This window comes from Micromonospora sp. WMMA1976, assembly GCF_027497335.1.
Classification (GTDB): Bacteria; Actinomycetota; Actinomycetes; order Mycobacteriales; family Micromonosporaceae; genus Micromonospora; species Micromonospora aurantiaca.
Map to the genome: position 1 here is coordinate 3,154,050 of NZ_CP114912.1, position 22,187 is coordinate 3,176,236.

25 protein-coding genes and 1 riboswitch are annotated in these 22,187 nt (G+C 72.7%); of the genes, 7 read left to right on the plus strand and 18 right to left on the minus strand.

Features of this window, described 5'->3' with window-relative positions:
* Positions 1 to 76 precede the first annotated feature (76 nt).
* Positions 77 to 1,096: a hypothetical protein gene (locus tag O7546_RS14565; protein ID WP_281601086.1), complete on the plus strand. Its 1,020-nt coding sequence runs from the start codon at positions 77 to 79 to the stop codon at positions 1,094 to 1,096.
* A 92-nt stretch (positions 1,097 to 1,188) separates the two neighbouring features.
* Entirely contained in the window at positions 1,189 to 2,055 is an 867-nt protein-coding gene (locus O7546_RS14570) for a tetrahydrofolate dehydrogenase/cyclohydrolase catalytic domain-containing protein (protein ID WP_281601087.1), read from the plus strand.
* Between the two features lie 3 nt (positions 2,056 to 2,058).
* Here O7546_RS14570 and O7546_RS14575 read toward each other — a convergent pair whose 3' ends face one another.
* Entirely contained in the window at positions 2,059 to 2,838 is a 780-nt protein-coding gene (locus tag O7546_RS14575; protein ID WP_194803367.1) for an endonuclease/exonuclease/phosphatase family protein, read from the minus strand.
* Positions 2,839 to 3,066: 228 nt separating this feature from the next.
* On the opposite strand from O7546_RS14575, the gene O7546_RS14580 reads away from it, so the two are divergent.
* Positions 3,067 to 3,786 (plus strand): TSUP family transporter, encoded by a 720-nt coding sequence (locus tag O7546_RS14580; RefSeq protein WP_281601160.1) that lies wholly within the window; start codon positions 3,067 to 3,069, stop codon positions 3,784 to 3,786.
* Positions 3,771 to 4,574, plus strand: coding sequence for a GNAT family N-acetyltransferase (locus O7546_RS14585; protein WP_281601088.1), 804 nt, complete (start codon positions 3,771 to 3,773; stop codon positions 4,572 to 4,574). Before O7546_RS14580 ends, O7546_RS14585 begins: the two co-directional genes overlap by 16 nt.
* Here the strand turns inward: O7546_RS14585 and def are convergent.
* Together def and O7546_RS14595 are read right to left on the minus strand one after the other, a co-directional pair.
* Complete coding sequence (gene def, locus O7546_RS14590; protein WP_269696996.1) at positions 4,554 to 5,063, minus strand: peptide deformylase; 510 nt, start codon at positions 5,061 to 5,063, stop codon at positions 4,554 to 4,556. The genes O7546_RS14585 and def overlap by 21 nt on opposite strands.
* A 21-nt stretch (positions 5,064 to 5,084) precedes the next feature.
* On the minus strand, positions 5,085 to 5,582 hold the full coding sequence (locus O7546_RS14595; RefSeq protein WP_194803363.1) for a MarR family transcriptional regulator: 498 nt from the start codon (positions 5,580 to 5,582) through the stop codon (positions 5,085 to 5,087).
* A 48-nt stretch (positions 5,583 to 5,630) separates the two neighbouring features.
* On the opposite strand from O7546_RS14595, the gene pip reads away from it, so the two are divergent.
* Complete coding sequence (gene pip, locus O7546_RS14600; RefSeq protein WP_281601089.1) at positions 5,631 to 6,596, plus strand: prolyl aminopeptidase; 966 nt, start codon at positions 5,631 to 5,633, stop codon at positions 6,594 to 6,596.
* A 43-nt stretch (positions 6,597 to 6,639) separates the two neighbouring features.
* Here the strand turns inward: pip and O7546_RS14605 are convergent, their stop codons facing one another.
* The gene (locus O7546_RS14605; RefSeq protein WP_194803361.1) at positions 6,640 to 7,833 is read right to left on the minus strand and encodes a chorismate-binding protein; all 1,194 of its coding nucleotides are present in this window, start codon (positions 7,831 to 7,833) and stop codon (positions 6,640 to 6,642) included.
* A 123-nt stretch (positions 7,834 to 7,956) separates the two neighbouring features.
* Here O7546_RS14605 and O7546_RS14610 point away from each other — a divergent pair, with 123 nt between their 5' ends.
* Complete coding sequence (locus O7546_RS14610) at positions 7,957 to 8,157, plus strand: DUF5999 family protein (RefSeq protein WP_013286363.1); 201 nt, start codon at positions 7,957 to 7,959, stop codon at positions 8,155 to 8,157.
* A gap of 94 nt (positions 8,158 to 8,251) precedes the next feature.
* On the opposite strand, the gene gcvP is transcribed toward O7546_RS14610, so the two are convergent.
* Both gcvP and O7546_RS14620 read right to left on the minus strand, forming a co-directional pair.
* Positions 8,252 to 11,074: an aminomethyl-transferring glycine dehydrogenase gene (gcvP, locus tag O7546_RS14615; RefSeq protein ID WP_194803360.1), complete on the minus strand. Its 2,823-nt coding sequence runs from the start codon at positions 11,072 to 11,074 to the stop codon at positions 8,252 to 8,254.
* A 73-nt stretch (positions 11,075 to 11,147) separates the two neighbouring features.
* A riboswitch (glycine riboswitch) is annotated at positions 11,148 to 11,238 on the minus strand.
* A 56-nt stretch (positions 11,239 to 11,294) separates the two neighbouring features.
* Positions 11,295 to 12,137 carry an NAD-dependent protein deacetylase gene (locus tag O7546_RS14620; protein ID WP_269697000.1) on the minus strand — a complete coding sequence of 281 codons (843 nt, stop codon included), beginning with the start codon at positions 12,135 to 12,137 and terminating at the stop codon, positions 11,295 to 11,297.
* Between the two features lie 166 nt (positions 12,138 to 12,303).
* Here O7546_RS14620 and O7546_RS14625 point away from each other — a divergent pair, with 166 nt between their 5' ends.
* Positions 12,304 to 12,960: an SDR family oxidoreductase gene (locus tag O7546_RS14625; RefSeq protein WP_194803358.1), complete on the plus strand. Its 657-nt coding sequence runs from the start codon at positions 12,304 to 12,306 to the stop codon at positions 12,958 to 12,960.
* A gap of 50 nt (positions 12,961 to 13,010) precedes the next feature.
* On the opposite strand, the gene O7546_RS14630 is transcribed toward O7546_RS14625, so the two are convergent.
* The 12 genes from O7546_RS14630 to O7546_RS14685 all read right to left on the minus strand — a co-directional run bounded on the left by O7546_RS14630 (position 13,011) and on the right by O7546_RS14685 (position 21,850).
* Positions 13,011 to 13,688 carry a DivIVA domain-containing protein gene (locus O7546_RS14630; RefSeq protein WP_269697001.1) on the minus strand — a complete coding sequence of 226 codons (678 nt, stop codon included), beginning with the start codon at positions 13,686 to 13,688 and terminating at the stop codon, positions 13,011 to 13,013.
* Positions 13,689 to 13,743: 55 nt separating this feature from the next.
* Complete coding sequence (locus O7546_RS14635; protein ID WP_269697002.1) at positions 13,744 to 14,919, minus strand: globin domain-containing protein; 1,176 nt, start codon at positions 14,917 to 14,919, stop codon at positions 13,744 to 13,746.
* A 2-nt stretch (positions 14,920 to 14,921) separates the two neighbouring features.
* Positions 14,922 to 15,311 (minus strand): group 1 truncated hemoglobin, encoded by a 390-nt coding sequence (locus O7546_RS14640; RefSeq protein WP_194803355.1) that lies wholly within the window; start codon positions 15,309 to 15,311, stop codon positions 14,922 to 14,924.
* A gap of 436 nt (positions 15,312 to 15,747) precedes the next feature.
* Complete coding sequence (locus tag O7546_RS14645) at positions 15,748 to 16,335, minus strand: MerR family transcriptional regulator (RefSeq protein ID WP_194803354.1); 588 nt, start codon at positions 16,333 to 16,335, stop codon at positions 15,748 to 15,750.
* Positions 16,336 to 16,478: 143 nt separating this feature from the next.
* Positions 16,479 to 16,943: a bifunctional nuclease family protein gene (locus O7546_RS14650; RefSeq protein WP_036311069.1), complete on the minus strand. Its 465-nt coding sequence runs from the start codon at positions 16,941 to 16,943 to the stop codon at positions 16,479 to 16,481.
* 211 nt (positions 16,944 to 17,154) lie between these two features.
* Complete coding sequence (locus O7546_RS14655; protein WP_194803353.1) at positions 17,155 to 17,856, minus strand: MerR family transcriptional regulator; 702 nt, start codon at positions 17,854 to 17,856, stop codon at positions 17,155 to 17,157.
* 50 nt (positions 17,857 to 17,906) lie between these two features.
* On the minus strand, positions 17,907 to 18,359 hold the full coding sequence (locus O7546_RS14660; protein ID WP_107076656.1) for an FHA domain-containing protein: 453 nt from the start codon (positions 18,357 to 18,359) through the stop codon (positions 17,907 to 17,909).
* Positions 18,360 to 18,575: 216 nt separating this feature from the next.
* Positions 18,576 to 18,956 carry a glycine cleavage system protein GcvH gene (gcvH, locus tag O7546_RS14665; protein WP_135240202.1) on the minus strand — a complete coding sequence of 127 codons (381 nt, stop codon included), beginning with the start codon at positions 18,954 to 18,956 and terminating at the stop codon, positions 18,576 to 18,578.
* Positions 18,957 to 19,010: 54 nt separating this feature from the next.
* Positions 19,011 to 19,943 (minus strand): DUF881 domain-containing protein, encoded by a 933-nt coding sequence (locus tag O7546_RS14670; protein ID WP_194803352.1) that lies wholly within the window; start codon positions 19,941 to 19,943, stop codon positions 19,011 to 19,013.
* Positions 19,944 to 19,953: 10 nt separating this feature from the next.
* Positions 19,954 to 20,286: a small basic family protein gene (locus O7546_RS14675; protein WP_007071104.1), complete on the minus strand. Its 333-nt coding sequence runs from the start codon at positions 20,284 to 20,286 to the stop codon at positions 19,954 to 19,956.
* Positions 20,283 to 21,269 carry a DUF881 domain-containing protein gene (locus tag O7546_RS14680; RefSeq protein ID WP_194803351.1) on the minus strand — a complete coding sequence of 329 codons (987 nt, stop codon included), beginning with the start codon at positions 21,267 to 21,269 and terminating at the stop codon, positions 20,283 to 20,285. Before O7546_RS14680 ends, O7546_RS14675 begins: the two co-directional genes overlap by 4 nt.
* Positions 21,266 to 21,850 carry a CDP-alcohol phosphatidyltransferase family protein gene (locus O7546_RS14685; protein ID WP_269697004.1) on the minus strand — a complete coding sequence of 195 codons (585 nt, stop codon included), beginning with the start codon at positions 21,848 to 21,850 and terminating at the stop codon, positions 21,266 to 21,268. The genes O7546_RS14680 and O7546_RS14685 overlap by 4 nt, the downstream gene beginning before the upstream one ends.
* Between the last annotated feature and the right edge of the window lie 337 nt (positions 21,851 to 22,187).

Sequence of the window (22,187 nt, forward strand, 5' to 3'; positions counted from 1 at the left end):
TCTGTGCCCGATCGACAACCGTACGTATCCAGAATGGGGTCTGTCGGTGCGCTGCCGGGCTGGCAGGATCGGGCGGATGCGGGTGGATACGGCGCGTGCGGTGGCGGTCGAGTGGGTGCGGGAGCGGATGCGGGCGGATCCGTCGATCGAGGGGGCGTTGTTCAGCGGGTCGACTGTGGGGTTGCCGGACGACGCGGTGCTGCCTGTGTGGTCGGACGTGGACGTGTTGCTGGTGCGCCGGGAGCCCGGTGTGAAGGTGGGCAAGTTCGTGCACCGGGGGGTGTTGCTGGAGGTCAGCACTGTCACGTGGGCGGAGTTGGGTGGCCCGGAGAATGTGCTGGGGTCGTGGGTGTTCGCGCCGATGTTCCGTACCGATGGGGTGATCGCGGATCCGTCGGGGCGGCTGGCGGCGGTGCGGGAGCGGGTGGCGGCCGGGTTCGCGGATCCGGTGTGGGTGCGGGCGCGGTGCGCCGGGGTGCGGCGGCGGATCGAGGGCGGGCTGCGGGCGGTGGGCGGTTCGGCGCCGGCGCCGGTGGCGGAGCAGGTGCTGGCGTGGGTGTTTCCGACGTCGTTGCTGGCGGTGTGGCCGGCGGTGGCGGGGCTGGCGGATCCGACGGTGCGGCGGCGGTATGTGCGGGCGGAGCGGGTGTTGTCGCGGTTCGGGTTCGCGGATCGGTACGCGGGCCTGCTGGACACGCTCGACGGCGGCGGTGTGGACGCGTCGCGGGTGCGGGAGCATCTGGCCGGGTTGGCGGTGGTGTTCGACGAGGCGTCGCGGCTGCCGCGGGACGGGTTCGCGTTCGGGGCGGATCTGGGTCCGGCGGGTCGGCCGGTGGTGTTCGACGGTGCGGCTGAGCTGATCGAGGCGGGGCGGCATCGGGAGGCGATGTTCTGGGTGCTGGTGACGTACGCGCGGTGTCATGTGGTGTTGGGTGCGGTGGCGCCGGAGCGGGAGCGGGCGTTCGGGGCGGCGCTGGCGGATCTGGGGGTGGCGTCGGCGGCGGATCGGCGGCGGCGGGCGGACGGTCTGCTGGCGGCGTTGCCGGGGTGGCAGGCGGTGGTGGATGCGGTGGCGGCGGAGGCTGTGGCAGGCTGAGGGGAACGCGACTGGCGGCACGGGGATGGGTGAACCATCGGGGAGCTCGTCGCGGGGGTCGACCGCCTGGGCCTCCGCGGGCGAGGTGTCGTATGTCTTCTGCGCGGTTGCTGCCGGGTGCTCCGGTGGCGGAGCGGGTGTTGTCGGAGGTCGCCGCGTCGGTGGCGGAGCTGTGTGCGGCGGGGGTGACGCCGGCGCTGGCGACGGTGCTGGTGGGTGACGACGACGCGAGCGCGGGTTATATCCGGATCAAGCAGCGTCAGGCGGCGGAGCTGGGTTTCGTGTCGCCGCACGTGCATCTGCCGGCGTCGGCGTCGCAGGTGGATCTGCACGCGGTGCTGGCGGATTTCAACGCGGACAAGACGGTGCACGGGGTGCTGGTGCAGTATCCGATTCCGGGTCATCTGGACTACGACCGGGCGTTGGCGGAGCTGGATCCGGACAAGGACGTGGACGGGATGCATCCGGTGAACATGGGCCGGCTGGCGTTGGGGTTGCCGGGTCCGTTGCCGTGTACGCCGGCGGGGATCGAGGCGTTGCTGGCGTTCCACGGTGTGCCGGTGGCGGGCCGGGAGGTGGTGGTCCTGGGCCGGGGTGCGACGTTGGGGCGGCCGCTTGCGATGTTGCTGGCGCAGAAGCGGCCGACGGCGAACGCGGCGGTGACCGTGGTGCACACGGGTGTGGCGGACTGGCCGCGGTACGCGCGGCGGGCGGAGATCCTGATCGCGGCGGCGGGGGTGCCGGGGATCGTGCAGCCGGAGCATGTGCGGCCGGGCGCGGTGGTGGTCGGTGGTGGGGTGCGGTACGAGGGACGGCGGTTGCTGCCGGACGTGGACGAGTCGTGTGCCGCGGTGGCGGGTGCGATCACGCCGCGTGTGGGCGGGGTGGGTCCGACGACTGTGGCGATGTTGTTCCGTAACGCGGTGGACGCGGCGCGGCGGCAGAGTGGGCTGGGCTGAGCGTCAGCCGAGGTCGACGACGAGGGGCCGGTGGTCGGAGATGGTGGCCAGCGGTGTGTGGACGGCGGTGACGGGCGGGAGCCGGTCGAGGCCGTGGCGGTCGGCGAGGATGTGGTCGAGTTGGACGCGGGGTTGCCCGGCCGGGTAGGTGGGGCGCCTCGCGAGGGGCCGCCAGCGGGTGAGTGCGGCGGCGGGTCCGGCGGGCAGGTTGAGGTCGCCGAGCAGGACCCGGGGCGCGGGCAGGGTGCGCAGGACGCGGACGACGCGGCGTAGCTGCCAGACGTTCCAGCCGGGGACGAAGGACAGGTGGGTGGCGGCGACGGTGAGGGGGCCGTGGGGGGTGTCGAGGACGGCGGCGAGCACGACGCGGGGTTCGTCGCGGAGCAGGACGAGTCCGCCGCCGGGGCCGGGTGCGTAGATGGGTGAGCGGACGGGGGCGGCGCGCAGGCGGGTGACCTGCCAGGAGCGGACGGGGTGGCGGCTGATCAGGCCGATGCCGTAGAGGGGTTCGCCGTGGCCGTCGTCGTCGTGGGTGAGGGGACGGAACTGTTCGCCGGGGGTGCCGACGACGGCGGCGGCGAAGCGGTGGTGGTCGGCGTGCAGGGCGCGGGCGGCCACGGCGGTGAGGTCGAGTTTGCCGCTGCGCGTCTGGTCGCGGTCGACTTCCTGGAGGGCGAGGACGTCGGCGTCGAGGTCGGTGACGGCGGCGGTGAGCCGGTCGGGGTCGACGAGCCCGTCGGTGAGGGATCGGCCGTGCAGCAGGTTGAAGGTGGCCAGGCGCACCTGGACACCCTACGTCGTCGTGGGAGTCTTGCCGGGTGCTGAAACTGTTGTGCTGTTCGATGCTGGTGTTCGTGGCGGTGGGGTCGGTGGGGGTGTGGTTGCGGCGTCGCCGGGGGCGGTGAGGCTGGCCACAGGGGGCCTTGTCGCTGGTGGTGGCGTGGGCAGAATGCGGCGGTGGATGCGCTGTCGTTGACGACGTTGCTGACTGCTGCCCTGCTGGCCGGGTGGGTGGACGCGGTGGTGGGTGGCGGTGGTCTGTTGTTGTTGCCGGCGTTGCTGGTGGCGGCGCCGGGTGTGCCGGTGGCGACGGCGTTGGGCACGAACAAGCTGGCGGCGATCTTCGGTACGTCGACGGCGGCGGTGACGTATGCGCGGCGGACGAAGCTGGACTGGGCGGTGGCGGGTCCGGCGGCCGGGTTGGCGGTGCTGACGGCGGGGCTGGGTGCGGCGTTGGCGGGTGCGGTGCCGGGTAGCGCGTACCGGCCGGTGGTGCTCGTGGTGCTGGTGGCGGTGGCGGTGTTCGTGCTGGCGCGGCCGTCGCTGGGTGTGGTGGCGTCACCGCAGCGACGGACCCCTCGGCGGGTGGTGGTGGCGGTGGCGGTGGCCGGTGTGGGCATCGCCCTCTACGACGGGTTGATCGGGCCGGGTACGGGGACGTTCCTGGTGCTGGCGTTCACGGCGATTCTGGGTTCGGATTTCGTGCACGCCTCGGCGATGGCGAAGGTGGTGAACGCGGGCACGAATCTGGGTGCGCTCGTGGTGTTCGGGTTGACCGGGCACGTGTGGTGGGCGTTGGGTGCGGCGATGGCGGTGTGCAACGTGGTGGGGGCGGCGGTGGGCGCGCGGATGGCGTTGCGGCGGGGTGCCGGGTTCGTGCGGGTGGTGCTGCTGGTGGTGGTGCTGGCGCTGGTGGCCCGGCTGGGTTACGACCAGTGGATGGCGGGCTGATCGCGGTGGCGGTGCGGGCGGAGCACGACCGGGCGGTGCTGGCGGGTCTGCTGGGCCGGGATCCGGTGTTGCACGCGTACCAGTTGGGTGATCTGGACGATTTCTTCTGGCCGTACACGTCGTGGTTCCGGCGTGGCGACCAGGTGGTGTTGCTGTATCACGGGGTCGAGTTGCCGACGTTGCTGGCGTTCGCGGCGCCGGATCGGGTGCCGGACCTGGCGGGGTTGCTGGCGGAGGCGGCGCCGGTGTTGCCGGCGCGGATGTGGGCGCACCTGTCCCCCGGTCTGGAGGCGGTGGTGTCGCGCTGGTTCGTGGTGTCGGAGGCGGCGGCGCATCACCGGATGGCGTTGACGGATCCGGGCCGGCTGGCGGCGGTGCCGGCGGTGGGTGAGCCGTTGGGGCCGGCGGACGCGGCGGAGCTGGCCGGGTTGTACGCGGTGGCGTATCCGGGGAACTGGTTCGACGCGCGGATGCTGGAGACGGGCCAGTACGTGGGGGTTCGGGAGCGTGGCCGGCTGGTGGCGGTGGCGGGGGTGCACGTGTTCTCGCCGCGGTGGCGGGTGGCGGCGCTGGGGAACGTGACGACGCATCCGGACGTGCGGGGGCGGGGTCTGGGTGCGGGTGTGGTGGCGGCGTTGTGCGCCCGGCTGCGCGCGTCGGTGGATCACGTGACGTTGAACGTGCGGGCGGACAACGCGGCGGCGGTGCGGCTGTACGAGCGGCTGGGGTTCTCCCGGGTGGCCGGGTTCACCGAGTGCGCGTTGACGTCAGCGGCCGCGGCTGGGTGAGTCGAACCGGCCGGCGCGGATCTCGCGCAGGGCGCGGCGGCGGGTGTCGCCGCGCAGCGTGTCGACGTAGAGGCGTCCGCGCAGGTGGTCGGTCTCGTGTTGCAGGGCGCGGGCGAGGAAGCCGCTGCCGGTGACGGTGAGCGGTTCGCCGTGCTGGTCGTAGCCGTGTGCGGTGGCGTGCAGCGCGCGGGGGGTCGGGAAGTACAGGCCGGGGATGGACAGGCAGCCTTCCTCGTCGTCCTGGAGTTCGTCGGACACCTCCAGGGTGGGGTTGACCATGTGGCCGCGGTGGCCGTCGGCGTCGTAGACGAACACCTGGGCGTTGACGCCGATCTGGGGTGCGGCGACGCCGGCGCGGCCGGGTGCGCCGAGCAGCGTGTCCATGAGGTCGGTGACGAGGGCGCGCAGTTCGGCGTCGAAGCTGGTGACGGGTTCGCTGGGGGTGCGCAGCACGGGGTCGCCGATGATCCGGATCGGGCGCATAGTCATGTCCGGAAGGCTATCCGTTGCTTACCGTTCGCGGGTGTCCGGTGGGGTGTCCAGCAGCCCGGTGTCGGCGATGCGGTCGCGCAGGGGCCGGCGGCGCAGGGCGGCGAGGACCGCGTGCAGCTCGTCGGCGAGTGGTACCGGCAGTTCGGTGTCGAGGTGGCGTACGGCGGCGGTGGTGGCGGCCCATTCGGCTTCGACGGCCGGCAGCAGGGCGCGGGCGCGGTCGGTCAGGGTGACGATGCGGTGGCGGGCGTCGGCGCCGGGGCTCAGGTCGACGAGGCCGGCGCGGCGCATCTGGGCGACGGTCTGGCTGGCGGCGGAGTGGGTGACGCCGACGCGGGCGGCGAGGTCGCGGATGGACAGCGGGCCGTCGGCGACGAGCGCGCGGACGGCCGGCGAGTAGCGGGGCCGGTAGTCGGTGAGGCCGAGCCGCTGGTGGACGGCGGCGACGTCGCCGTCGAGGACGTCCAGGACGTGGCGCAGCAGGGTGCCGAGGGCGTCGCGGTCGGGGGCGGTCACGTCCACTAATGTAACAGCGCTGTTGTATCTGATCCGGGGAGGCCACTGATGTATCCACCGATCGAGCCGTACGCCCACGGCATGCTGGACGCCGGGGACGGGCAGCGCGTGTACTGGGAGACGTGCGGTAATCCGGACGGCCGGCCGGCGCTGGTGGTGCACGGCGGGCCGGGTTCGGGCGCGGGCGCGTCCTGGCGGCGGCTGTTCGACCCGGCCGCGTACCGGATCGTGCTGTTCGACCAGCGTGGCTGCGGGCGCAGCACTCCCCCGGCGTCGGATCCGTCCACCGACCTGTCGGTGAACACCACCGGGCATCTGCTGGCCGACATGGAGGCGCTGCGGGCGCACCTGGGGATCGACAGGTGGCTGCTGTGCGGCGCGTCGTGGGGGTCGTCCCTTGCCCTGGCGTACGCGCAGCGGCACCCGGGTCGGGTGAGCGCGCTGGTGCTGTTCAGCGTGGTCGCCAACACGAACCGGGAGATCGAGTGGGTGACCCGGGACATGGGGCGGGTGTTCCCGCAGGAGTGGGCGCGGTTCCGTGACGGGGTGCCGGAGGCCGACCGTGACGGTGACCTGTCGGCGGCGTACGCGCGGCTGGTGAACGACCCGGACCCGGCGGTGCGGGACAAGGCGGTGCGGGACTGGTGCGGCTGGGAGGACGTGCACGTGTCCCTCGCCGGCGGGTACGCGCCGAGTCCCCGGTTCGCCGACCCGGTGTTCCGGTACGGGTTCGCCCGGCTGGTGACGCACTACTTCGCGAACCGGGGTTTCCAGCCGGATGGGCAGGTGCTGCGCGACGCGGGCCGGCTGGCCGGCATTCCGGGGGTGCTGGTGCAGGGGCGGCTGGACGTCAGCGGCCCGCCGGACATCGCCTGGCAGCTGACCCAGGGCTGGCCGGACGCTCGGCTGGAGATCGTGGAGTCCGGCGGGCACGGTGGCGGGCACGGTATCGGCGAGCGGGTCGTCGCCGCCCTGGACGCGTTCGCCGCCGGCCAGAGCCCCGCCGACGGCTAGAGCCGCCGCCCGGGGCCGGGCAGCCGGGGCGGCGGACAGCCTGTCAGCCGGCGAGCAGGGCGCGGATCGGGGCGGCCTTGGCGGCGGCCTCGGCGACCTCGGCGGCGGGGTCGCTGTCCCAGGTGATGCCTCCCCCGGCCCACAGGTGCAGCAGGTTCCCGTCGGCGGCGGCGGTGCGGATGGTCAGGCCCAGGTCGAGGCAGTCGGGTCCGACCCAGCCGAGCGCGCCCATGCTCGCGCCGCGACCGACCGGCTCCAGCGCGGCGACCTGCGCCAGGGCGGCGTGTTTGGGTGCGCCGGTGACCGAGCCGCCGGGGCAGACGGCGCGCAGCAGGTCGGCCAGGCCGAGGCCGTCGGCGGGCGCCGCCGACACCGTGGACTCCGCCTGCCACAGGTCACACCAGCGGCGTACGGCGAACAGCTCGTCGACGCGCACCGACCCGGTGCGGGCGACGCGGGCCAGGTCGTTGCGTTCCAGGTCGACGATCATGACGTGTTCGGCGCGTTCCTTGGCCGAGGCGAGCAGGTCGCGGCGTCCGGCGGGGGTGGCGGGGCGGGTGCCCTTGATGGGGCGGGTGACCAGCCGGCCGTGCTCGACGGCGATGAGGGTCTCCGGGGAGGCGCAGCCGAGCGTCCAGCCGGGGCCGTGCAGGGTGCCGCCGTAGCGGGCGCCGGGCAGCGCGGCGAGGCGGGCCAGCGCGGGGCGCGGGTCGCCGGTGTAGCCGGCGGCGGCGTGGCCGACGATGTTGACCTGGTAGACGTCGCCGCGGGCGATGGCGGCGCGGACCGCGCCGACGGCGTCGGCGTGCGCGGCCTTGGTCCAGCTGTCGCGCCAGGGCCCGAGCCGCCACGGTGCCGGGGCCGGTGGCCGGGGTGCCGCCGGGCGGTCGGTGTGGTGGTAGACGACCACGACCAGGTCGGGCAGCGCCGGCGCGGGACTCGGCGCGCCGGGCGACACGCCGATGGCGTACGCGCCGGCGGCGGCGGACAAATACAGCGCGGCGCCGCACACCGCGGCGCCGGGGTCGTGCCGGCCGGGCCGGGCGAGGTCGCTGCGGTCGATGCCGTGTGCGGCGAGGAAGCGTTGTGCCAGGTCGGCGGGGTCGCCGCCGTCGCCGATCGACCAGTGCAGCCGGGCGGTCTCGACGAGCCAGCGGCGACATCCGGGCGGCGCGCCGGGTGCATCGACCTCCACCTGTGGGAGCGCTTCCACGACGTCCGGGCCGTTACGGGTCATCCGTTCAGCCCATTCTGGGTGAACAAGACGCATCCTTGCTCGTTGCCGCTCAGTTTTCCTTGGTACTGTGCGTCACTGGTCATGTGAACCATGACACAGTGCCCCCACAGTCCGGAGAACCCGATGTGTCAGCACCAGCCCACCTGCCCCTCCGCCGACGCAACCGACCGAGAGGCCGCCCGCGTCCTCGCCTGCTTCCCTGAGCAGGGCTGGAGCCTGCTCTGCAACGGTGTCATCGTCTTCGAGGACACCGGTGAGCTGCTCCCCGACGGGCGCACCATCGCCCCGCACCGGGGTCCGGCCCGCCACGCCCTCGTCGCCTGAGCGATCACGCAGCGTCAGTGAGCGTACGCGCCGGTCATGACCGGCGCGCGCACCGGCCGGGGCGGCGACAGCCCACCGCCCCGGCGTCAGCCGCTCAGTCCTCGAACGCCTCCGGCGCGGGGCACGAGCAGACCAGGTTCCGGTCGCCGTACGCGCCGTCGATGCGCCGCACCGGAGGCCAGTACCGGCCCGCCCGGTCCACACCCGCCGGGTAGGCGCCCACCGACCGCGGGTACGGGTGCGGCCACTCGTCGGCCGACACCATCGCCGCCGTGTGCGGCGCGTTTGACAGCGGGTTGTCCCCCGCCGGCCACTCCCCCGAGCCGACCTTGTCGATCTCCGCCCGGATCGCGATCATCGCGTCGCAGAAGCGGTCCAGCTCGGTCAGGTCCTCGCTCTCGGTCGGCTCCACCATCAGCGTCCCGGCCACCGGGAACGACATCGTCGGCGCGTGGAAGCCGTAGTCGATCAGCCGCTTCGCCACGTCGTCGACGCTCACGCCGGTGGCCTTGGTCAGCGGACGCAGATCCAGGATGCACTCGTGCGCGACCAGGCCCTTGTTGCCGGCGTACAGCACCGGGAAGTGGTTGCGCAGCCGCGCCGCCACGTAGTTCGCCGCCAGGACCGCCACGCCGGTGGCGCGGGCCAGCCCGTCGGCGCCCATCATCCGCAGGTACGCCCACGGGATCGGCAGGATCCCCGCCGACCCGTGGTTGGCCGCCGAGATCGCCGGCCGCCGGTCGGCGCGCGCACCGAGCGGGTCACCGGGCAGGAACGGCGCCAGGTGCGAACGCACCGCCACCGGCCCGACGCCGGGGCCACCGCCGCCGTGCGGAATGCAGAACGTCTTGTGCAGGTTCAGGTGCGACACGTCCGCCCCGAACCGGCCCGGCTTGGCGAACCCGACAAGCGCGTTGAGGTTCGCGCCGTCGACGTACACCTGACCGCCCGCGTCGTGGACCCTCGCGCACAGCTGGGCGATGCCGGTCTCGTACACGCCGTGCGTCGACGGGTACGTCACCATGATCGCGGCGAGCGCGTCCCGGTGCTTGTCGATCTTCGCGTCGAGGTCGACCAGGTCGACGTTGCCGTCGGCGTCGCAGCCGACCACCACGACCCGCATGCCGGCCATGACGGCGGACGCGGCGTTGGTGCCGTGCGCCGACGACGGGATCAGGCACACGTCCCGGTGGGCCTCGCCGCGCTCCCGGTGGTAGCCGCGGATCGCCAGCAGCCCGGCCAGCTCGCCCTGCGATCCGGCGTTGGGTTGCACGCTGACCGCGTCGTAGCCGGTGACCTCGGCCAGCCAGCCCTCCAGCTGCGCGATCAGCTCCCGGTACCCGGCGGTCTGCGCGTCCGGCGCGAACGGGTGCAGGTGCGCGAACTCCGGCCAGGTGATCGGTTCCATCTCGGTGGTGGCGTTGAGCTTCATCGTGCACGAACCCAGCGGGATCATGCCGCGGTCCAGCGCGTAGTCGAAGTCGGCCAGGCGGCGCAGGTAGCGCAGCATCGCCGTCTCCGAGTGGTGGCTGTGGAACACCGGGTGGGTGAGGAAGTCCGACGTGCGGGCCAGCCCGTCGGGCAGGGCCGCGTCCACCTCCCCGTCGAACCCGTCGACGCCGAACGCCGCCCACACCGCGGCGAGGTGCGCGGGCGTGGTGGTCTCGTCGCAGGAGATGCCGACCCGGTCGGCGTCGACCAGCCGCAGGTTCACGTTGCGCTCGGCGGCGGCGGCGACCACCTGCGCGGCCCGGCCCGGCACGGTCGCGGTGACGGTGTCGAAGAACGCGACGTCCGCGACCCGCACGCCCCCGGCGCGCAGCCCGGCCGCGAGCCGAGCCGCCGCCTCGTGGGTACGCCGGGCGATGGCGCGCAGCCCGTCCGGGCCGTGGTAGACGGCGTACATGCCGGCCATCACCGCGAGGAGCACCTGGGCGGTGCAGATGTTGCTGGTGGCCTTCTCCCGGCGGATGTGCTGCTCGCGGGTCTGCAACGCCAGCCGGTACGCCGGGTTGCCGTCGGCGTCGCGGGACACCCCGACCAGCCGGCCCGGCAGCATCCGCTCCAGGCCCGAGCGCACCGCCAGGTAACCGGCGTGCGGACCGCCGAAGCCCATCGGTACGCCGAAGCGCTGTGTGGTGCCGGCGGCGATGTCGGCGCCGATCTCGCCCGGCGGGCGCAGCAGCGTCAACGCCAGCAGGTCCGCCGCCACGGTCACCAGCGCGCCCACGCCGTGCGCCGCGTCGACCAGCGCACGGTGGTCGCGGACCGCCCCGGACGCGCCCGGGTACTGCAGGTGCAGGCCGAAGAACTCCGCCGGCAGGTCGTCGCGCTCCACGTCGACCACGCGCACCTCGATGCCGAGCGGCTCGGCGCGGCTGGCGATCACCGCGACGGTCTGCGGCAACGCGTCGGCGTCGACCACGTACACCGGGCTCTTGCTCTTGGACGCGCGGCGGGCGAGCGTCATCGCCTCGGCCGCGGCGGTGCCCTCGTCGAGCATCGACGCGTTCGCGACTGGTAGCGCAGTGAGGCCGGACACCATGCTTTGGAAGTTCAGCAGCGCCTCCAGCCGGCCCTGGCTGATCTCCGGCTGGTACGGCGTGTACGCGGTGTACCAGGCGGGGTTCTCCAGCACGTTGCGGCGGATCACCGCCGGGGTGTGCGTGCCGTGGTACCCGAGGCCGATCATGGACACGGCGACGGTGTTGCGCGACGCGAGGGCACGCAGCTCGGCGATGGCCTCCCGCTCACCGGCCGGGGCGGGCAGGTCGAGGGTGCCGTGCCAGCGGATCACCTCGGGGATCGCCGCGTCCATCAGCTCGTCGACGGAGCCGTAACCGACGGTGTCCAGCATCCGGCGTTCGTCGTCGCGGCCGGGACCGATGTGCCGGTCGGCGAACTGCTCTGCGGTCATGCGCTGCGCTCCTTGGTGGGGCGAGGTCGACGGGTCGGCCTCCCCCTGAGTCGCGCTGACGCGCTCCACAGCGCCTGCCCACGTGGTCCTTTTGCCTGAGAGGTTCCGGGGAGAATCTGCCCCTTCGGCGCCGTCGGGTCGACGGTCTCTCCCACGTGGGTGGTACCGGCACCCCCAACGCTACCAGCGGGCGTGTTTCCGGCTCATGTCCCGGGGTTGGTCACACCGGCGCCGGAGCCGCCGCCACCCGGTCGGCCAGCGCGCACAGGGTGGCGCCCAGCGGCGCGTCCAAACGCAGCGCCGCGTAGGGGTCGCCGCGGGTGACGCCCTGGTTGACGATCGCCACCGGGATGCCGTGGCGGGCCGCCCGCAGCACGAACCGCCGGCCCGACATCACCGTCAACGACGACCCGAGCACCAGCAGCGCCCGGGCCCGCTCGACCAGCGCGAAACAGTCCGCGACACGCGGCGCGGGGACCGTCTCGCCGAAGAACACCACGTCCGGTTTCAGCGTGCCGGTGCCGCACAGCGCGCAGTCGACGGTGCGGAACCCGGTCACCGCCTCGTCGGGCAGGTCCACGTCACCGTCGGGGTTGACACGCGCCACCCGGGCGTCGAAACCCGGATTCGCCTCCGACAGGCGCCGGTGCAGCTCGTCGCGGCCGGTGGCGTTGCCGCAGTCCAGGCACGTCACCTCGTCGAGGCGGCCGTGCAGCTCGATCACGCCGGTGGCGCCGGCGGCGGTGTGCAGCCCGTCGACGTTCTGCGTGATGATCCCGCCGAGCAGCCCGGCCGCCTGCAGCCGCGCCACCGCCCGGTGCCCGTCGTTGGGCGCCGCCCGGGCGATGGTCCGCCAGCCCAGATGGCTGCGCGCCCAGTACCGCCGCCGGGCCAGCGGATCCCGGGTGAACTCCTGGTACGTCATCGGGGTGTGCCGGCGCGCCGCGCCGCTGGGCCCCCGGTAGTCCGGGATGCCCGACTCGGTGGACAGGCCCGCACCGCTGAGCACCACCACGTCCCCGGCCGTCACCAGCCGCGCCAGTTCCTCGAACGCCTCACTCACCCGTCCATCGTCCCTCGCCGGCCCCGCACCTCCCACCCGCTCACCCGACCGATGCCGTCGATCATGAAGTTGGCGGTGGTCCGGCCCGGCGTGTCGCACCGCCAACCTCATGATCGACGAGGCCGGTCACCCGGCGGGGCCGCCGGGTCCGGGCTAGGTTGAGCCCATGCGCGTCGTCATCGCCGGAGGGCACGGAAAGATCGCCAAGCTGCTGGAGCGGGAACTGGCCGGACGCGGAGACACCGCGCTCGGGCTGATCCGCAACCCCGACCACGCCGCCGCGCTGCGCGCCGCCGGCGCCGAACCAGTCGTGTGCGACCTGGAACACACCGACGCCGGCACCCTCGCCGCCCACCTGGCCGGCGCCGACGCTGTCGTGTTCGCCGCCGGCGCCGGACCCGGCAGCGGCGCCGGCCGCAAGGACACCGTCGACCGGGGCGCCGCCGTGCTCCTCGCCGACGCCGCCACCCGCGCCGGCGTACGCCGCTACCTGCTGGTCTCCTCCATGGGCGTGGACGCCGCGCCGTCCGAGGGCACCGACGACGTGTGGGCGGCGTACCTGCGGGCCAAGAAGGCCGCCGAGGACGACGTCACCGCCCGGGACCTCGACGTGACGGTGCTGCGGCCCGGCCGCCTCACCGACGACGAACCCGAAGGCCGGATCACCCTGGCCCGGCACGTCGAAGCCGGCGCGATCAGCCGCGCCGACGTGGCCCGGGTCCTGCTCGCCCTGCTGTACGCCCCCGCCACCGCCGGGCACACCCTGGAACTCGTCGGCGGAGACACCCCCATCGCCGACGCGATCACCGCCGTCACCGCCTGACACCCGCCCGCGCGTCCCGGCCCGCGATCACGCGCGGGCCGGGACACCGCTCAACGCTGGTGCCGCGACAACGCCGGCTGCGGCGCTCCCCCGCCCTGCGGCAACTCCCGGGCGATCCGCTCCATCGTGCGCGACAACTGCTCACTGCCGTCGTCGAGGTGCCGGGCCGCCGCCTGCATGTGCGAGATCATCATCTCGCCGAAGATCCGCAACGCCTCACGCGTCGCCACCGAGTCGTCGAAGCCGCTCCCGGCCGCGCTGCGGTACTCCGTCACCGCCCGCTCGGCCTCCCGCTTCGCCTCCTCCGCCGCCGCCCGCATGTAACTCTCATACTGGGTACGGGCGTACTCGGCGACCCGGCGCGCGTAGTCGTGGGCCTGCGCGATGATCTGCTCGGCCTCCCGCTGCGCCGCCGACAACAGGTTGACCTCCTTCGCCGCCGGCGCCCCCGCCGCCTCCGTGCTCGGGATCACCCCGTGCCGGTGCAGCTCCAGATGATCGTTGAGCCGCTCGTTCTCCGCCCGCAGGTTCGCCACCTGCGCCGCCAGCAGATCCAGCTCGTCGGCCACCTGCAACCGGAAGCGGTCCACATCGGTCTGGTCGTAGCCGCGGCGGGTGAACGCCGCCGACCCGAACTCCCACCGCCGCACCCGGTCCGAGGTCAACCGCACCTGCACCGGACCGGACACCTGCTGCGCGTCGTAACTGCTGATCGGACCCGCGCTCACCGGCACACCTCCGTTCGCGACTGCGGGGCTCGCAACACCGGCTCACTCCTCGCGCTCACCGGCTCACCTCCGTCGTTCCCGGCCCGTCCGCGCCGGTCATCGTCCGCCACGCCGGGCCGTACCAGTGCTTGCCGTAACCCTCGTGATGCACCTGACCCGGCTGGAACCCGGCGCCGGTCAACGCCGCCACCGAATGACCCACCATCTCGTCCGAGCCGCACACGTACACGTGCCGCGACCGCCAGTCCCCGTCGGCCAGCGCCCGGTCGGCGATACGCACCGACTCACCCGGCCGGGCCGGATCCGCACCGGCCACGTACGACACCCGCAGCCACGGATGCGTCGCCGCCAGCTTGTCGATCGCCTCGCTGTCGTAGAACTCCGTCCGCGACCGGGCACCCACGTACAGGTCCACCCGCCGCCCCGAACCCTCCGCCGCGACCTGCTCCACCAGCGCCTTCACCGGCGCCCAGCCGGTACCACCGGCCAGCAGCAACAGATCCGACGCCCCGGCCTGCCACAACGTCAACCGGTCACCCACCGGCGACGCCAGGTGGATCTGGTCACCGGCCGCGCACCCGTAGACCAGACGCGACGACACCACACCACCCGGCGCGGCCCGCACGTGCAACTCCACCGTGCCGTCCGGACGGGGCGCGTTCGCCGGCGAGTAGTACCGCCACGACCGCACCGCCGGATGCGACACCCCGATCGACTGGCCGGGCGTGAACGGCAGCAGATACTGCGGACGTACGGTCAGCACCGCCACGTCGAACGTGCGCTGCTCATGTGTCAGCACCTCCGCCACCCACCACGGCGGCGACTTCGACTCCGCGGCCTGCGCGCCCTCGGTCATCACCTGCGCCACCAGCCCGTACGCGGCGGCCCAGTCGGCGGCCAGCTCCTCGGTCCACGCGTCGCCGCAGAAGTGCCGCAACGTCGCCAGCAGCGCCTCACCGACCGCCGGGTAGTGCTCGGCGCGCACCGCGAACTTCCGGTGATCCGCGCCGAGGTCCCGCAGGAACCCGACCAGCCGGTCCACCTGGTCCACGTGGGACACCACATGCCCCAGCGCGGCCACCAGACGGTCCCGCTGCCCGGCCATGTTCGTGGGGAACATCTGCCGGGTCTCCGGATGCGCCAGGAACAGCGTCGAATAGAAGTAGAGCGGCACCTGGTCGCCGTGCGCGGCGACCAGGGACCAGCTCTGCTTGAGCCGTGCGACGTCCACGCTCAGGCGTCCCCCGCCGACACGACCTGCTCCCGCACCTGCCCGAGCACGACCTGCACGTCGGCGATCACGTCCGCCGGCACACCCAGCTCCACCAGCGTCGCGGTCAGGTGCTCACCGACCTTCGCGTAGTGCTCACCGGTGATGTTCAGCGGCTGGTGCGCCTCGTCCAGCCCACGGCCCGCGTACTCGTTGGGGCCGCCGAGCACCACCGCCAGCATGAGCGCCAGGTGCCGCCGCTGCTCCACCATGTCCACGTCGGCGAAGTAGCCCGCCAGATCCGGATCGGCCAGCACCTTGTCGTAGAACAGCTCCACCGCGGCCTTCACCGCGGCCGCGCCGCCGATGCGCTCGTAGTGGGAGATCGGGGTGGTCTCGCTCGTCACCGTCATGCTCGGTCCTTCCACCAGGGGTCCGCGGGCAGCGCCGCGGCAGGGGCTCGCCGTCCGGCGCGGGCGTCACACAGCGTTCCACCGTGACGTCGACACGCCGACGACCGGAACGGACCATAGCGCGCCCGCCGGCACACTTCACGACCACCCTGTGCCGATCCCGAGAACTGTCAATCACGGACAGTGAACGACACCGCGCCAATCGATGGACGCACCGCAGCCAGGCGGACACGCAACGTCAACGTGGACGACACACCGTCCTTTTCGGACATCCCGCACGCACGGGCCGTGACCTGCGACGACTCACACCCGCCCCGGCCCGCGCCGTCCACCCGCCCCGGCACGCCAGAAAGGACCACACCCCGTCACCAAAACACGAATCGCGCCACACCCTTTTCGGGCGCGGCGCGATCCCGTCACCGAGACGCGACGCAGGTCACCCGGCCCGGCGCCGCGCCCGCCGCGCCGCCAGCTCGTCACCCACCGAGTCCGACTCCGGCTCCGCCGCCGGCACGGCCGGCTCCTGCCCACCCACCGGCTCCGCCGGCAGATGCGACAACGAACCCTGGATCTCCTTGAACGCACCACCGATCGCGATGCCGAACACGCCCTGGCCGCCCTGCAACAGGTCGACCACCTCCTCCGGCGACCGGCACTCGTACACAGTCGTCCCGTCGGAGATCAACGTGATGCCCGCCAGATCGTCCACCCCACGCGACCTCAACGCCTCGATCGCCTTACGGATGTTCTGCAACGACACCCCGGCGTCCAGCAGCCGCTTCACGACCTTCAACACCACCAGGTCGCGGAACGAGTACAACCGCGACGTCCCCGAACCCGACGCGTCACGCACACTCGGCACCACCAGCGCCGTACGCGCCCAGTAGTCGAGCTGCCGGTAACTGATCCCCACCGCCGAACACGCGGTCACACCCCGGTAGCCGACCTCGCCGTCACCAGCCGGATCGAGCCCCACACCCGCCTGCTGTTCCACACCCGGACCAGGATCCCGCGGCTCGTGCATCGGACCAACCTCCCCGCGCCCGTGGCGGTGCCGCGTCGATTCCCGTACGCGCACCACTCGACACGGCAACCCTAACGCCGCCCCCCGCACTTCACCCGCAGGAGACACCGCGACACGCCGCGCCACCACCCGGGCGGGACACCTCAACCCGCGAAGTCCTCCGGACGCACCTGCTCCAGGAACTCCCGGAACTTCTCGACCTCGTCCTCCTGCTCGTCCGGAATCACGATCCCCGCCTCGCTGAGGACCTGCTCCGCACAACGAATCGGAGCACCCACCCGCAACGCCAACGCGATGGAGTCACTCGGCCGCGCCGACACCCGCACACCGTCACCGAGGAGCAGATCCGCGTAGAACACGTTCTCCTTCAACTCGGTGATCTCCACCGCCCGCAACGGCGCCTGCAACGCCGTCAGCACATCCCGCAGAAGATCGTGCGTCAACGGCCGGGCCGGCTTGACCCCCTGCTGCTCGTAAGCGATCGCCGTCGCCTCGACCGCGCCGATCCAGATCGGCAGATAGCGGTCCCCCTCGACCTCCCGCAGCAGGACGATCGGCTGGTTGCTGGGCAACTCCACCCGAACTCCGACCACGCTCAGCTCGCGCACCGCCGCCTCCGTGTCGTCGTCACCTTGCACCGCGCCCTTCCCTGCACGGTACACGGACCAGGACACGGGAGTCCCACGCGCTACGTGCACCACGCCTCGCCGGACGGGCATACCCCGGCAAGCCTACGACACGCTCCGCGGACCAGATCTTTCCGCGCCCACACACGACGAAGGGCCGGGCGCACACCGCACCCGGCCCCTCGCACCGACCTCACCGGCCCAACGTCGACCGCAGCCCCACCCGCACCAACGCCGCGTGCAACCGCTGCGACAACGCCACCAACTCCCGCGCCGTCTCCGCCGCCCGAGCCCGCGCCGCCGGATCACTCTGCCGCGCCAGCGGCGCCACAAGCTGCGCGAACAACCCGACCTCACGATCCGCCGCCGACCGGTACGCCCGCAGATGCCGAGGCTCCAGCCCGTACGCCGCCAGACCCGCCACCGCACTCGCGATGATCAACGCATCCGCGTCGTACCACCCCGGCGGGTCCGACACCAGCACACCCAGCCGCTCCAACTCCGCGAGCGTCGACTCCTCCACACCACTACGGGCGATCAGACCCGCCCGGTCCAGCCGCACCTCCGACGACTCGACCGACTCCACCGGCTCCCGGCCCGGAACCTCACCGCCCGGACCCACAGCCACCAGATTCGGCCGCCCCCGCCCCGGCGACGGACCAGACCCGTCCCACTGGGCCAACTGCTCCCGGATCACCCGCAACGGCAGGTACTGATCCCGCTGCGCGGTCAACACGAACCGCAACCGCGCCACATCGTCCCAGCCGTACTTCCGATAACCCGCCGGCGTCCGCTGCGGCTCCACCAGGCCCTCGGCCTCCAGAAACCGCAACTTCGAGATCGTGACGTCCGGGAACTCCGGCCGCAACTGCGCCAGCACCTCGCCGATACTCATCAGCGCAGGCGCCCGCGCCGCCCCGGACGGCGTCGAAGCCGCAGGCTCGTTCACCCCCGGCCGGCCTCCTCCTCCGGGCGCGGACCGGCGATGAACACCACCCGGAACTTGCCGATCTGCACCTCGTCACCGTTGCTCAGCGTCGCCGCCTCGACCCGCTCACGATTCACGTACGTGCCGTTCAGGCTGCCCACATCCCGCACCGTGAACGTCCCGGCGTCACGGTGGAACTCCGCGTGCCGCCGCGACACCGTCACGTCGTCCAGGAAGATGTCACTGTCCGGGTGCCGCCCACTCGTCGTCACATCGTGGTCCAACAGGAACCGGGCACCCGCATTCGGACCCCGGCGAACCACCAGCAACGCCATACCCGGCGGCAACGAACCGGACATCCGGCTCGGCACCACATCGGTGTCCGGGCCCTCCAGCACTTCGTCGAGCGAGCCGAGATTGAGCGTCGAAGTGACGTCGAGCGGGGGGAACTCGTCGTCTGGGCGCGTCATGGGACCACCTCACGGATCTGTTCGGTCGGCGTCAGGGAATGGCGGGTCTGGCCGCCGGGCAACACCACACCCGGCGGCTGGCTCCCCGTGCCCGGGAAGGCGCATTCCGCAACGCTCAAACTATTGGTTCTCGGTCGACTGGGCGAGCCTAGCCAGCGCCGAAATGCAGGGCAACCGGACGCGCGGAACCTCGCCGCCGCCCGGACAAGCACGAACTCAGCTCTCGGTGAGCTCGCGGTACGCATCGGCGGTCAGCAGACCCTCGACCGCCGCCGGATCGTCCGGAGTGATCTCCACCAACCACCCCGCACCGTACGGATCCGTGTTGATCACCTCAGGGGTGTCGGCCAGCGCCTCGTTGCGCGCCGTCACCGTGCCACTCAGCGGCGCGTAGATCTCCGACACGCTCTTCGTCGACTCGATCTCGCCCAGCGACTCACCAGCCGCCACCACCGCACCGGCGTCCGGCAGCTGCACGAACACGATGTCACCCAGGGCGTCCTGCGCGAAGTGCGTGATACCGACGCGGACGACACCACCGTCACCACCGACCACCCACTCGTGCTCGGCGGTGTACCGCAGATCCTCAGGAATCACCAACTGCGTCCTTCGTCATCGGTGCACCGGAGAAACCGGCGCGGCCGCGACCGGTCACGAGACCGGCCGGGCGTGGTCCAGCTTGATCGGCGCGTGCAGCTGCGAAACCTCCACAACCTCACGATCCTCGGAGGTCACGTTACCGCCGGCCTTCCCCACCGATGCGACCACCCCGCCGGGAATGTTCAACGCCGTACGCATCGTCGCCGGGTCACCGATCACCATGATCGTGAACGGACCCGTCAACCGCCGCCCGTCCACCACCAGCGCACCGTCCGGCCCGTCCACGAAATACGTCGACGCGATGATCCGCGCCGCCGTACCGTCCGCACCCTGGATCTGCATCGCCTCCGCGCCCGCACCCCGCAGCTCCTGCACCGCATCCAGGATCCCGGCCGACGACACCGCCTCGGCCGGCCCCGAGAACCGCACCTCAAGACCCGGACCCACCGCCGGCAACGTCCCCGCCAGAATGCCCAGCTCGTCCGCCCGCCGCGTCGCCTCCTCCAGCGCCGCCTGCCGGCCCTGCTCACCCGACCGCAGCTGCCGCTGGCTCTCCTCCAGCAACTCGATCTCCTGGCGCAGTCGCCGCTCCCGCGAATCCAGATCCGACGAGATCCGCACCAGGTCCTCCTCCCGCGCTGCCGCGAGCGTCGGATCCGTCGACGTCGTCTTGAACTGCACCACAAGCGTGAAACCCAGCAACGCCAGCAACACCGCGATCATCGCGCCCGCCGACGAGAACCGCCGCGCCAACGACGGCGCACCCGCGGCCGCACCCGGCTCCGGCTCGGACTCCGGCACCGCCTCCCGCTCCGCGGGCTCCACCGCCTCGTCCGGCACCGGCTCCGCCGGCGCCAACGGGCTCAACTCGTCCGGATCGGGCGCATCCGGGCGCGGATCCGGCTCACCCGCCGGACCCGACGGCCGCGCCGGCTCCCCCGGCCGCGGCCACCCGGTACCCGTCTCCCTGTGTTCCTCGCTCATCGCCACAAACCTACGCCCGGAACAGGTGCCGGCGGATCGCCGCCACGTTTCCGAAGATGCGCACCCCGAGCACGACCACCACACCCGTGGACAACTGACCGCCCACGCCCAACTGGTCACCCAGATACACGATCAGACCCGCCACCAGCACGTTCGAGATGAACGACACCACGAACTGCTTGTCGTCGAAGATCCGGTCCAGCTTCGCCCGCACCCCACCGAACACCGCGTCCAACGCGGCCACCACAGCGATCGGCAGATACGGCTGCAACGCCGCCGGCACCGTGGGGTCCAGATACACCCCGAGCACCACACCGGCGAGCAACGCCAGCACCGCGATCATCGGCCACCTCCCGAAGGGCTGGAAGAACCACCCGGGCCGGACGACCCGGGACTCGACGAACCGGCGGCACCCGAACCCGACGGGCGCGCACCCGCACTCGCACTCGCACTCGCGCTCGGACCCGGGGTCGCCGGAGGCTCGGCGTAGCGTAGCCGCGGCTGCGGCGCCGCCGGCAGGGTGAGGTCACCGACCCGCTTCACCCCGAACGACAGACCCGTCTTCCGCGCCACCTCACGCATCAACGCAGCCGCCCGGCTCTCGTCGAACCGGTCCCGCATCGACCGCGGCCCGATCGCCTGCACCTCGTACGGACCCGTCACCGGCCGGTAGTCCACCAGGATCGCCTCACCCGCCGACCGGATCGTCGACGTCGCCGTCAACCGCTGGCCGTTCACCGCCACCGCCTCGGCACCCGCCGCCCACAACGCGTTCGCGACCTTCTGCAGATCCGAATACAGCACCCGTGACGGACCCGCGTCCCCGTTCGTCACACCGTCCTGGTCCGCCGCCGCGTCGGCCAGCCGCACCACCACGCCGTCCCCGCGCACCCGGGCCAGGCCGGTACCCGCCTCCAGCGTGCGCAGCCGGGACGCCTGCGAACCGCTCAACGTCGCGTCCCGCTGCCGGCTGACATCCTCGCGCAACTGCTCGGCCCGCTCGGTCAACCGGTCGGTCTCCGCCTCGCGCCCCTTGATCTCCGCGACCAGGCCCGCCCGCGCCGTCGCGCGGCTCGGCTCCTCCGCCATCGTCTCCCGGTACGCCACCGCGAACAGGAACCCGATCAGCGCCAGCACCAGCAGGCTCACCGGCCGGCCGAGCACCTCCCGCACCCGCGACATCGAGCCCGTCGCCCGACGCGCGGCCGCGTCCCCGTATCCCGGGTCCAGCGGATTGCGGAACAGCTCGGTCAGGAAGTCCGGCGCGTACACCCGGTTCGAGGGGTCGCGCTCGTTCTGAGCGTCCCGCGGCGGCGACGTGGTCATGCCGGTGCCTCCGTACGCCGAGCCCGCATGGCCCGCACGAGACGGCTCGCCTGCACCACGTACATCGCGCCGGCGACCCAGTAGAGGACCAGGCCCCACCAGGCCAGCCCCCAGCCGATCGCGCCGGCCGCGGTGCCGGCGTCCGGCACCGCGTCTGCGAGCAGCAGGATCGGGAACGCCGCGAGCAGCAGGAACGTCGCGGTCTTGCCGACGTAGTGCACCGGCGGCGGGCCGTAGCCGTAGCGGCGCAGCGCACCGAGGGACACCAGCAGCAGCAGTTCCCGGGCCAGCAGCGCCCCGGTGAACTGCCAGGGCACCACCTCGCGGGCGGTGAAGGCGAGCAGCGTGGCGAGGATGTAGAGGCGGTCGGCAAGCGGGTCGAGCAGCTCACCGAGCCGGCTCACCTGGCCCAGACGGCGGGCGATCCAGCCGTCCACCCAGTCGCTGGTGCCGCCCACGGCGAGCACCGCGATGGCGGCGACGTCGGCCCGGACCACGAGGAACAGGTAGAGGAAGATCGGCACGCCGACGAGCCGGACGAAGCTGATCAGGTTGGGCAGCGTGAGGACGCGGTCTCCCACGACCGTGGCGGTCCCGGAATCCGGTTCCTCCGCTGGAGCCGGCCGACGCGACACCGAACCCTCCCTTCGCAGCACGGTCCGGCAGCCGGATGAGCGGCCGCTGGAGGGACGTGCGCGTTGCCGGCCGGTCAGACGCCGGCGCCCTCTGTGATCCCGGGCTGGGACCTCCCCGACGCGGCCCGTCCTCGTGGTGATCACGGGCCGCCCAGTTGCGCTGCCACTATATCGGGCTCGCTGTTCTCGCCCGGATGCCCGCTGCGTGGTTGCTCAGTGGTGTCACGGTGTCGACCGTCACAACCGCTAAGGCATCCTAGGACACTAGTTGAGCAGTGGAAGG